This is a genomic window from Vibrio sp. 1751 (genome assembly GCF_033339895.1).
Lineage (GTDB): Bacteria > Pseudomonadota > Gammaproteobacteria > Enterobacterales > Vibrionaceae > Vibrio > Vibrio alginolyticus.
This window is the reverse complement of the sequence record NZ_JAWOVM010000015.1, coordinates 1-11,835: the sequence shown is the minus strand read 5'-3', so window position 1 is coordinate 11,835 and position 11,835 is coordinate 1. Positions and strand designations below refer to the sequence as shown.

Here is an 11,835-nt window from a genome sequence, read left to right as displayed (position 1 = left end):
GTTCTAAAACATACTTCGCTGCCGAGGTTCTCGTTAAAAACGGATAAGATGTTCAACTAGATAGAATTAACAAAATTAACGAGTTTTTTTTCTTTGACAAGAAAGTTAGTTGTAAAGCGTGCAGGGTGACGCAGTTTTTCTTATGAGTGTTGAATTTATGAGAAAAAATCGCGCAGGTTTGTGCCCGCGCGGGGGGAAGTTATGATTTTTTCGCGTAGTAGATAGAAAATTTATTGGTCTTATTTAGCGTCTCGCAATTATTAAACGCCCGCTCGATAATTGGTGGGTATTTTAAGAAACTATTCGCGACAATCACCATTTCGCCGTCTTTGGTTAAATATTGTGGTGCCTGACCCAACAAGGTTTCCGCTGCGTTGTAATTTGTGTCTAGACCACTGTGGAATGGCGGGTTGCTGACGATAAAGCGGTAGTCTTTTGCGGTATCCGAGTATATATCTGATGCAAATACGCGTCCGGATAAACCATTCGCTTCTAATGTGGCTTGGCTAGAAGTGATCGCATAAGCATTAATGTCACACATCTCAATCGCGATCTCTGGATTCGCTTTCGCCATAAACGCACCGAGTACACCTGCACCACAACCAAAGTCGAGCACTTTGCCCGACAGCTTAGGTAAGGCTTCAAGCAGCAATCGGCTACCTAAGTCGAACTCGCCATGGCTGAATACGCCAGGTAGGCTCTTAACCGCTAGCGACTGCTCACCGAGTGTAACAGTGTAAGACTTAAACCAATCTGCTTGGTTGAAAGGTTTTGGTTCATTGAGGCAATTACCCCAGTAAAATGAGCAGCGACGAGCAGAGTCGTACTTGTTCACAGGGCCGTATTCTTGGAACATCTTCTCGATGCTCTTGATGCCGGAGCGGTTTTCACCAACGATGACGATTTCGGTGTTAATGCCCAGTTTCGCCATCAACATCGCCAGCAAGTATTCTGCTTCGGCTTTTGCTTTTGGCCAGTATAAAAGGACCATGTCTGCTTTTGTTTCAACATCAAACACAGAGCCAAAATGACTTTTCACTTTGTCAGAGGTTTGAATTTGGCGGTAGTAGCTATAGTTGGAAGTAAACACTTCAACAGACTCACAATGAGCCACTAACTCAAGAGGAAATAGGTCTTCAACTTCACCAGCGACTAAAACGTGTTTTCCGTTGAAGTATTCAAGTTGGCGCTGAGCTATTTGGCTAGGAGCGATATAAGCAGACATAAATTTGGTTCATCAGAAATAATTTGGGGCAGATTTTCGCACAATCTGCCCCAAGCTTGAAGTGATTAAGCGGTGACTAGCTGTTGTCTTGTTGGTTAAGGAAGTCTTTGAATTCTTCCTCGTAGATATTAAACAGTACCATGGTCACGGCAAAAATAAGTGGGCCGTAGATAAGACCAATCAAACCAAACAGATGCAGACCACCCAGTAATGAGAAGAAAATCATAAGGGTATTCATGCCGGCGCTGCCTTGCATTAGCAACGGACGCAATAGGTTATCTATAGAGCCAACGACAACTACACTCCACACCGTCAAGAAGATAGCCCAAGTCATATCGCCTGTTAAGAACAAGTACGCTGCTGCAGGAATCCAGATTAGTGCGGTTCCTACCACTGGAATGAATGATGCAAAGCCCATCATTGTTCCCCAAAATAACCCAGGGAAGCCGGCGAGCCACATACCGATACCGCCAGCCAGACCTTGAGCAATCGCTGTCATGAATGAGCCCATTACGGCTGATTTAGAAACTTGCTCTATCTCTGTCAATATGCGGTCTTCTTGGCTACGTGAGAGTGGCAGGATATGACGAATCGCAGAGATAATTTTGTCGTGGTCACGAAGCAGAAAAAACAGCACAAACAGCATTAGGAAGAAGTTCATTAGGAAGTTGGTTGCGTCTCCTAAAATCTTTGCGCTGATAGCAACTAAGTTAGAGCCAAACGATGTGGCAAATTGCCCAATTTTCTCAGCGATGGCTTTGGGCTCGATTTTATCAAAAGGTAAGTACTCATTAACAATCGCTAAGCCTTTGATAACGAAAGGATGTTGGAATATATCTTGGATACCACCATTGGTAACCCAATTATATGTATTTTGTGAGAAAACAGAGCCTTGCTGAACAATGGCGGCAAACACAAATAAAAGCGGGATAACAATAATAAACGTCAAGACGACACATGACAGCAGTGCCGCCATATTGGGGTGCTTGGGAATTTTCTGCTCAAACCATTCGTGTATCGGAAACATGAGCAAAGAAATGATAAAAGCCATCACAATGGAATTGATATATGGCTCAACCAATAAGTAGCAAGCAAAAGCAGCGGCGAGTAAAGCAACCATTAGTACTCGGTGACTCGACGTTATTTTTACATTATTTGGCATGGTATTAGTCCAACTTACAGGTGACGTTTACGGTTTATGCCTTCAATGATGGCGTGTAACCTTTATTACTTTGCACTCTTAACTCTTTCAAGCTTATGACAATGCCGAATTAGAGCAGGGCGATGTACCTTGCTATAATGACTACAAATCAGTCGGTTATCAATCAAGAGATGAGCTATGGGTTGTTGCAACGGTGATAAAAAGTGTCAAACCGAGAAAAAAGCTAAGCGAATACCGTGGTTTGGCATTGTCGTTGGGGTATTAGCGATATTGGTTATTTTGAATTGGCAATAAAAAAGGACCGTTACGGTCCTTTTCTAAATGCGTTATCGCCGTTTTTAGCGATTATTTCGCTTCTTCTGCAAGAACAGCAAAACAGCGGTCAGCAGCTTCTAGTGTGGCATCAATCTCTTTTGAACCATGAGCGAGTGAAGTAAAGCTCGCTTCAAACGCAGATGGCGCAAGGTAGACACCGTGTTTTAGCATTAAGTGGAAGAAACGCTTGAAGCGTTCTACATCGCAGTTCGTTACGTCTTCGTAGCAAGTTACTTTTTCTTGGTCAGTGAAGAAGAAGCCGAACATACCGCCCACTTGGTTAACAACTAGCGGAATACCGTGTTTTTCTGCTAGAGACTTAAAACCTTCAGCAAGTTGTTTCGTTTTAGAAGCTAGGCGCTTTTCGTTGCCTTGTTCTTTTAGAAGGTTCAAACATGCGTAGCCTGCTGCCATTGCGACAGGGTTACCGGAAAGGGTACCAGCTTGGTAAACAGGGCCTGTAGGTGCAACGTATTGCATCACTTCTTTACGGCCACCGAAAGCACCTACTGGCATACCGCCACCAATCACTTTACCCAGTGTCGTTAGGTCGGGTTTGATGTTGTAGTGTGCTTGCGCGCCGCCTAGAGCAACACGGAAGCCTGTCATTACTTCATCAAAAATTAGTAGCGCGCCTTCTTGATCACAGATTTCACGTAGCCCTTCGTGGAAGCCTTCCACTGGTGGAATACAGTTCATGTTGCCTGCTACTGGCTCAACGATGATACAAGCAATTTCGCCTTTGTTAGCAGCAAATAGCTCGCGTACAGAATCTAGGTCGTTGAATGTTGCTGTTAGCGTGTGCTTAGCAAAATCTGCAGGAACGCCAGGAGAGCTTGGTTGACCTAGAGTTAGTGCACCAGAACCTGCTTTTACTAGCAAGCTGTCAGCGTGGCCGTGGTAACAACCTTCAAATTTCATGATCTTGTCGCGACCGGTGAAGCCACGTGCAAGGCGAATCGCGCTCATCGTAGCTTCAGTACCAGAACTTACCATGCGGATTTGCTCCATTGATGGAACAAGCTCAGAAACTAATTCTGCCATCGCGATTTCAAGTTCTGTTGGCGCACCGAAGCTAAGACCGCGTTGCGCTGCATCAATTACTGCTTCGCGGATAACCGCGTGGTTGTGGCCAAGAATCATTGGACCCCAAGAGCCAACGTAATCAATATACGCTTTACCATCGGCATCAAAAATCAGTGGACCGTCTGCTCGTTCGATAAATAGCGGAGAGCCGCCAACGCCGTTGAATGCACGAACTGGTGAATTGACACCGCCAGGGATGGTTTGCTGAGCTTTTTGATACAGCTCTGATGATTTGGTCATGGGGTTATCCTCTTTTGATTGCTCGGACCAAGTGGAGCGCATTGTACCTAGCTATAATCAAGTTAGAAACGTTTTGCTTAATTTATGTGTTGTTTCGCAGTGTAATCTTATATATCCGCATCTGTTATAAAGAATCGGCGGCGAATACTTGAACGAGTTTGTCAGGTATTGGATAATCGTCTCAATTAGCACAAATTTGACGTCTTGCTTCAGGCTTGACGCATTACACGAGTGAGAGAGGTCTTCGTGAGCGAAGTAAACGTACCATTATCTTTTTCTGACGCAGCAGCATCTCGCGTTAAAGCATTGATTGCTGAAGAAGAAAACCCAGCATTGAAACTGCGCGTATACATTACTGGCGGCGGCTGCAGCGGCTTCCAATACGGCTTTACTTTTGATGAAAATGTAAACGAAGGCGATACGACAATCGTAAACAGTGGTGTAACACTGGTTGTAGACCCTATGAGTCTGCAATATCTCGTTGGCGGTATTGTTGACTACACAGAAGGGTTGGAAGGAGCGCGCTTCTTCGTAAATAATCCAAATGCAACGACAACATGTGGTTGTGGTGCATCGTTCAGTGTGTAATTAACACCTAACAGGCAGCTAATGGCTGCCTGTGCTTTATGTAGAAGGATGTCACGTAAAGCACACGCTCGCAGATATGCAGAGAAATAATAAAAAGGACTTTATATGTCTGGACTTTCTTTTGGACGCCGAATTGTCGAGCGCCCTTGGCTAGTATCTCTTATCCTCGTCTTACTTCTTGTTGCGTGGCTAACCATCGGCCAACTCAAAGCACAAGATGATCATCCTAACTCTTCAACATCCACGAACACGACACCACTTGCAAAGGTGATGTTTGATACTTTTCTTGCCGAACCTACCAGTAAAACCATTGAATTGTATGGACGAACAGCGCCCAATCGTCAAGCGCGTCTTGGCGCCGAAGTTGCCGGTAAAATAGTCAGTCTTAACATAAAGAAAGGCCAAGCGGTCAAACAGGGACAAGTGATCGCAAACATCGATAAGCGCGACCTTGGCATTCAACTTAAACGGGCCCAGGCGATGCTGTTGGTTAAAGAAAAAGAGTTTAATGCAGCTAAATCGCTAAAAAGTCGAGGACTGCAAGGTGAGGTTGCGTTTGCGACAGCGCAAGCAGCGTTGGTAGATGCACGTGCGAATTTGAGTAACGTGCAAACGGCTTTAAGAAATACTGAGGTTAAAGCGCCATTTGATGGCATCGTAGATCACCACTTTGTTGAGTTAGGTGATTTTGTCGGGATTGGCGATCCTATTGCGACGGTCATTGATTTGGATACTTTAGTGATTGAAGCCGATGTCAGTGAACGGCATATACAATACCTTAAGGAAGGCCTAGAAGCCGACGTAAGAACCATTAACCAACAGCATCATCAAGGTAGTGTGCGCTACATTGGACGTGTTTCTTCTGCTTCTACTAATACATTTCCAATTGAAATCGAAATTGATAATCAAGACGCAAGAATTCCTGCTGGTATGAGCGCAGAAGTACAGCTACCTTTGAGTGAAGTGTTGGCAGTAAAGATTACGGCTGCCATGTTAGCACTCGATGAAGAAGGTAACTTAGGTGTCAAGACACTGCGTAATGAGCATGTTGAGTTTGTTCCAATTCAACTCGTTAAGGCCGAGGATGATGGTGTGTGGCTCTCTGGGTTAGGAGAGCGTGTAGACATTATCGTGCTGGGACAAGGTTTTGTGCGAGATGGTGATCAAGTACTGGCCAATAAAGTTGATGACGTAGTTATTGAAGCGGCTAATGAGTAGTAAGGAGCACCTATGTACACTCTGATTGATGCTGCGTTATCTCGCGCTCGCACTATGCTGACATTGTTGGTGATGATATTAATTGCAGGTGTCATTACTTACGTCACAATCCCCAAGGAATCGAGCCCTGATATTACCATTCCTATTATCTACGTTTCTGTTGGGCATCAAGGCATTTCTCCTGTCGATGCCGAGCGTTTATTGGTTCGTCCAATAGAGCAAGAGCTGCGTTCAATTGAAGGCGTAAAAGAGATGACCTCTGTGGCATCAGAAGGTCATGCTTCGGTGACGCTGGAATTTAGTGTCGGAGTGGATCTTGATAAAGCGATGGCAGATGTGCGTGATGCGGTTGATCTTGCGAAGCCAAAGTTACCAGAGGACAGTGATGAGCCGACGGTAAACGAAGTCACGTTTGCATCTGAAGAGCCTGTTTTGACCGTTGTGCTCTATGGCACCGTACCAGAGCGAACCATTGTTCAGATTGCCAGAACGTTACGTGATCGTTTGGAAAGTTTCCGTCAGGTTCTTGAGGTTGAAATCGCAGGAGATCGCGAAGACATCGTGGAGATAGTTGTCGATCCGCTATTGATGGAAAGCTACGGTCTCGATCAAGCGGACATCTATAATTTAATTGCCTTGAATAACCGAGTTGTGGCTGCGGGGTTTGTCGATACTGGGTATGGACGCTTTTCGGTAAAAGTCCCATCGGTTTTTGATTCACTGAAAGATGTGCTTGAACTACCGATCAAGGTGAATGGCAAAGAGGTGATCACTTTTGGCGATGTGGCGACAGTACGACGTGCATTTCGCGATCCTGAAAGTTTTGCTCGTTTAGATGGCGAATCTGCCATCGTTTTGGACGTAAAAAAACGGGCAGGGGAAAACATCATTGAAACGGTTGAGCTGGTAAAAGAAGTACTGGCTCTGGGACAGAAGCGCGCCGAGTGGCCCGACAATTTGCAAGTTAAATATACTTGGGATCAATCCGACGATGTCAAATTGATGCTCAGTGATCTACAAAACAATATCTTATCCGCAATTATCCTCGTAGTTATCGTCATTATTGCCATATTGGGGGTTAGGACCGCGCTTCTCGTGGGGATTTCTATTCCAGGATCGTTCTTGACTGGGTTGTTGGTGTTATCGGTATTTGGGCTGACGGTCAATATCGTCGTACTGTTTGCTTTAATTATGGCGGTAGGCATGTTGGTGGATGGTGCCATTGTGGTGACAGAGTTTGCAGATCGGCGCATGCAAGAAGGAACGCCACGTAAAGAAGCCTATCGAGATGCAGCAAAGCGAATGGCCTGGCCGATTACCGCATCCACAGCAACCACATTGGCTGCGTTTGCTCCGTTACTTTTCTGGCCAGACATCACTGGTGAGTTCATGAAGTACTTACCACTTACTTTAATTGCTACCTTGGCCGCTTCGCTGATGATGGCTTTATTGTTCGTTCCTGTCATCGGTGGGATCATTGGCAAGCCTCAAGTAGTCAATCAGAAAGCTCAGCGAGAAATGGTGGAGCTGCATAACGGCAACTTTGAAAAAGCGACAGGCATTACCAAGCTTTATTACCAGACTCTGTCGGTAGCGATTCGTCATCCATGGAAAGTCTTACTCAGCGCGATACTGCTAGCGGCAGGTGTCGGCTTCACTTACAACAAAGCTGGCTTGGGTGCAGAGTTTTTCCCTGAAGTGGACCCTGCCTTTTTTACCGTTAAAGTTCGTTCTTATGGTGACTTGTCTATTCACGAAAAAGATGTTGTTATGCGCGAAATCGAGAAGGTGATGCTCGGTCATGACGAGTTTGAAAGTGTCTACACGCGCACAGGATCGAGCGATAATGGGGACGAGATTGGCCAGATTCAAATAACGCCTGTGGATTGGCAGTATCGACGCAAAGTGAAAACCATTATTGAGGAACTAAAAGAGACGACAGACCGCTTTTATGGTGTTGAACTTGAGTATAAATTCCCGGACGCAGGACCGCCTGTCGAGCATGATCTCGTGATTGAAGTGTCATCACGAAATTTGAGTGTTAGTGCGTTAGATGAAGCAGCCAAAAAAGTACGACATTGGGCTGATGGTAATCCTGCACTGACCAACTTGAGTGATACCACTAATAAGGAAGGGATTGATTGGCAAATTGATATCCAGCGAGATGACGCTTCTCGCTTTGCTGCGGATGCTACCTTAGTCGGGAATACCGTCCAGTTTGTTACGAATGGCTTGAAAATAGGCGATTATTTGCCCGATGATGCGGATGAAGAAGTCGATATTTTGGTGCGCTATCCGCAAGATAAGCGCGACATAGGTCGATTTGATCAACTGAGAGTGAAAACGGCAGCTGGTCTGGTACCGATTACGAATTTTGCTCAAATCAAACCAGATCATAAGCAAGACACTATTCGTCGGGTCGACGGTCATCGAGTTATCAATATTAAAGCGGATATGGTGGAAGGTTACAATTTGGCGCTTGAGTTACCTAAGATTGCCGCTGGAATGGAACAGCTCGACTTACCGGAAGGTATTGAATATAAGATTCGGGGTCAAAATGAAGAGCAGGAAAACTCATCAGCATTCTTGCAAAATGCTTTTATTGTCGCGCTTGGTGTGATGGCTTTGATTTTAATTACGCAGTTTAATAGCTTTTATCAAGCTTTCTTAATCCTTAGTGCAGTGCTGTTTTCTACCGTTGGTGTCTTCGCTGGATTACTTATTTTCCAAAAGCCATTTGGCATCATTATGTCGGGAATTGGAGTGATTGCGTTGGCTGGTATCGTGGTAAACAACAATATTGTTTTAATCGATACTTATAATCAGATGCGTAAACGTGGTTTAGAAAAATCTGAGGCTATTTTACGTACGGGTGTGCAGCGTTTAAGACCCGTTTTACTTACGACGGTGACCACCATATTAGGCTTATTGCCAATGGTGTTAGAAATGAACATCGACTTAGTTAATCGGAAAGTGGAGTTTGGCGCACCAAGCACTCAATGGTGGTCTCAGCTTGCGACCGCTGTCGCGGGTGGTTTGGCGTTTGCGACTTTGCTAACGTTAGTTCTGACACCGTGTTTGCTTATGCTCGGGAGAGAGCATCACTCCGAACAGTAAGCTTTATCGTGATGATATCGACAAAACAAAAAGGGCAGCTTCGCTGCCCTTTTCAATACCTGGCTTACTTCATTGCTAGCAGTTTGCTGTAGCGTTCAAGCTTGTCCATGCTAATTTTCGCGTTTGCCATGAAAGTTTGTCTCGCTTTGCCTGTCAGGGATTTAGATTGTGGCAAATTCACCGTGCGCGGGTTTTTATGGACACCATTCACAAGGAACTCATAGTGCAGGTGAGGGCCAGTTACACGGCCAGTTCCGCCAAGCGTACCGATGGTTTGGCCTTGCTTAACGCGTTGACCAGCTCGTACAGTACGTTTGGTTAAGTGCAGGTACTTGGTAATGTAAGTATTACTATGTTTAATGAAAACGTAGTTACCATTAAATTTGTTGTAAGACGATTTTTGAACGACACCATCACCAGCCGCCCAAATCGGGGTGCCCACTGGTGCTGCATAGTCCGTGCCTCTATGAGGACGAACGCGTCCCGTCACTGGATGTAAGCGGCGTGGGTTGAAGTTAGACGAAACTCGACGGAAATCCAACGGCGCGCGTAAGAATGCTTTTTTCATTGCACGCCCATTTTCGTCGTAATACTTGCCACTTTTCTGATCCAATATTGCGGTAAAGGTATCGCCTTGGTTTTTAAAGATCGCAGCAATGATTTTTCCACGGCCGATTACTTCTCCTTCTACCACTTCCTCTTGGTAAAGTACTCGGAAGCTATCGTTTTTACGAATATCTAAAGCAAAGTCGATGTCCCAACCAAATATGCCAGCCAGTTCCATGATTTGGTTACCATTTAATCCAGAAGATATTCCTGCATTCCAAAAGTTTGATTTGATGGTGGCTTCTGCGTAGTTGTACTGGAAGTCGACTTCTTTCTTATCAACTTCAGAAACGTACTTGCCGTCTTTTAATGTGATACGAAAAGTCTCGAACGCGCTTAGTGTTCTTCTTAGCTGCACCAAGTCGTTATTTTCGTCAAAACCAAATTGCAATCGGTCACCAGGTCGAAGCCGAGTTAACTGTTTTTCCACTTCTTTGTCTGATGACACCAGTTCATGTAATAGACGAGCAGAAAGCCCTACGCGACTAAATAAGATGGCAGCACTCTCGCCATTTTTTACCTTGTATGTCTCCCAGCGCAGCACGGCGGGAACCGCAGGCGATGAACTATTTAGTGCACTGAGTTCGAGGGAAACTGGCACAGGATAATGTTGACCAACTTTTAATCGGCTCTGCTGCGGGTCTAGGTCTTGCGGATCAGGTAAAAAGAAGAGCGCGAAGATAATCAGCGCACTAAAAAAACCGATCAATACTTTGTGCAAGAGTGGAAGTCGGACAAAAATCGAATGCATGAGGTACTTGATTGCTAAATTAAACGGAAAAAGTGACAACTACCTAGTCTAACGTGTTTCAAAATGCATCGCTATTCAAGTAATATGTTCAGCTATTATATTTTTGCCAAATCTGTGGGAGTGAACAAGAATGGCGAGCATTGAAGCTGCACTAGCCGAGATTAAGCGCGGTGTTGAAGAGCTGATTCCAGAAGAAGAGCTAATCGCAAAACTAAAAGAAGACCGTCCTCTACGTATTAAATTGGGCGCTGATCCAACAGCACCTGACATTCACCTAGGCCATACGGTTATTTTCAATAAGCTTCGCTTGTTCCAAGAACTAGGTCATGAAGTGACGTTCCTAATCGGTGACTTCACTGCAATGGTTGGTGACCCAACAGGTAAAAACACAACTCGTCCACCGCTAAGTCGCGAAGACGTATTGCGTAACGCTGAAACGTACAAAGAGCAAGTGTTCAAAATTCTCGATCCTGCAAAGACTAAAATTCAGTTTAACTCTGAGTGGCTGTCTGAACTGGGCGCAGAAGGTATGATTCGCCTTGCGGCAAACCAAACCGTTGCTCGTATGCTAGAGCGTGACGACTTTAAAAAGCGTTACGCGGGTGGTCAGCCAATTGCTATTCATGAGTTCATGTACCCACTTCTACAAGGCTGGGACTCAGTAGCAATGGAAACGGATGTTGAATTAGGTGGTACAGACCAGAAGTTCAACCTTCTAATGGGTCGTGAACTGCAAAAGTCTCACGGTCAAAAACCTCAGGTTGTACTGATGATGCCGCTTCTAGTGGGCCTTGATGGCGAGAAGAAGATGTCTAAGTCAGCAAACAACTACATCGGTATCAGCGAAGCGCCAAGCGAAATGTTTGGTAAAATCATGTCTATTTCTGATGACCTAATGTGGAGCTACTACGAGCTGCTCTCTTTCCGTCCTCTGGAAGAGATTGCTCAATTCAAAGCTGATGTAGAAGCGGGCAAAAACCCTCGTGACATCAAAGTATTGCTAGCAAAAGAAATTATTGCTCGTTTCCACAGTGAAGCCGATGCCGATGCAGCAGAGCAAGAATTCGTAAACCGTTTTGCGAAGAACCAAATTCCTGATGAAATGCCAGAGTTTGACTTTGACGCAGGTCGCCCAGTGAGTAATCTGTTGAAAGAAGCAGGTTTATGTCCATCATCGTCAGATGCGATGCGCATGGTTAAGCAGGGCGCTGTGAAGATTGATGGTGAAAAAATTGCGGACAGCAAATTTGCTCCAGAAGCGGGTACTTACGTGTTCCAAGTAGGTAAACGTAAATTTGCTCGTATTACTATTCAGTAATCCATAATGACTGCAAATGAAAGCGTCCGAAGGGCGCTTTTTTTGTATGAAAATTTAGCAAAAACGGCAAAGTAAAACTTCCATACCTGATGAACTTTGCTACTATACTTGCGCTGCCAATAATGGCAGCGCTATCGGAGATTTACATGAACAATACCGACCATCCTCCCAGTCGTTGGGTGAGTAAGATTAAGGGAGCGAAATAACCC

Annotated in this window: 8 protein-coding genes; 4 read left to right on the top strand and 4 right to left on the bottom strand. The window is 45.0% G+C overall.

What is annotated here, in order from left to right; genetic code table 11:
- Positions 1 to 199: 199 nt before the first annotated feature.
- The 3 genes from rsmC to hemL all read right to left on the bottom strand — a co-directional run bounded on the left by rsmC (position 200) and on the right by hemL (position 4,028).
- Complete coding sequence (rsmC, locus tag R7041_RS07855; RefSeq protein WP_033905578.1) at positions 200 to 1,225, bottom strand: 16S rRNA (guanine(1207)-N(2))-methyltransferase RsmC; 1,026 nt, start codon at positions 1,223 to 1,225, stop codon at positions 200 to 202.
- Between the two features lie 76 nt (positions 1,226 to 1,301).
- Complete coding sequence (locus R7041_RS07850) at positions 1,302 to 2,387, bottom strand: AI-2E family transporter (RefSeq protein WP_005386541.1); 1,086 nt, start codon at positions 2,385 to 2,387, stop codon at positions 1,302 to 1,304.
- A 345-nt stretch (positions 2,388 to 2,732) separates the two neighbouring features.
- The gene (hemL, locus tag R7041_RS07845; protein WP_206949405.1) at positions 2,733 to 4,028 is read right to left on the bottom strand and encodes a glutamate-1-semialdehyde 2,1-aminomutase; all 1,296 of its coding nucleotides are present in this window, start codon (positions 4,026 to 4,028) and stop codon (positions 2,733 to 2,735) included.
- A gap of 246 nt (positions 4,029 to 4,274) precedes the next feature.
- Here hemL and erpA point away from each other — a divergent pair, with 246 nt between their 5' ends.
- The 3 genes from erpA (at position 4,275) to vmeK (ending at position 8,951) form a co-directional block, all read left to right on the top strand.
- On the top strand, positions 4,275 to 4,616 hold the full coding sequence (erpA, locus tag R7041_RS07840; protein ID WP_005380031.1) for an iron-sulfur cluster insertion protein ErpA: 342 nt from the start codon (positions 4,275 to 4,277) through the stop codon (positions 4,614 to 4,616).
- 105 nt (positions 4,617 to 4,721) lie between these two features.
- Complete coding sequence (locus R7041_RS07835; protein ID WP_258512279.1) at positions 4,722 to 5,834, top strand: efflux RND transporter periplasmic adaptor subunit; 1,113 nt, start codon at positions 4,722 to 4,724, stop codon at positions 5,832 to 5,834.
- 12 nt (positions 5,835 to 5,846) lie between these two features.
- A complete protein-coding gene (gene vmeK, locus R7041_RS07830; RefSeq protein WP_206949403.1) occupies positions 5,847 to 8,951 on the top strand; it encodes a multidrug efflux RND transporter permease subunit VmeK in 3,105 nt (1,034 codons plus the stop codon).
- 64 nt (positions 8,952 to 9,015) lie between these two features.
- On the opposite strand, the gene R7041_RS07825 is transcribed toward vmeK, so the two are convergent.
- The gene (locus tag R7041_RS07825) at positions 9,016 to 10,308 is read right to left on the bottom strand and encodes a peptidoglycan DD-metalloendopeptidase family protein (protein ID WP_005386530.1); all 1,293 of its coding nucleotides are present in this window, start codon (positions 10,306 to 10,308) and stop codon (positions 9,016 to 9,018) included.
- A gap of 130 nt (positions 10,309 to 10,438) precedes the next feature.
- Here R7041_RS07825 and tyrS point away from each other — a divergent pair, with 130 nt between their 5' ends.
- Positions 10,439 to 11,626: a tyrosine--tRNA ligase gene (gene tyrS / locus R7041_RS07820; protein ID WP_017820416.1), complete on the top strand. Its 1,188-nt coding sequence runs from the start codon at positions 10,439 to 10,441 to the stop codon at positions 11,624 to 11,626.
- Positions 11,627 to 11,835 lie beyond the last annotated feature (209 nt).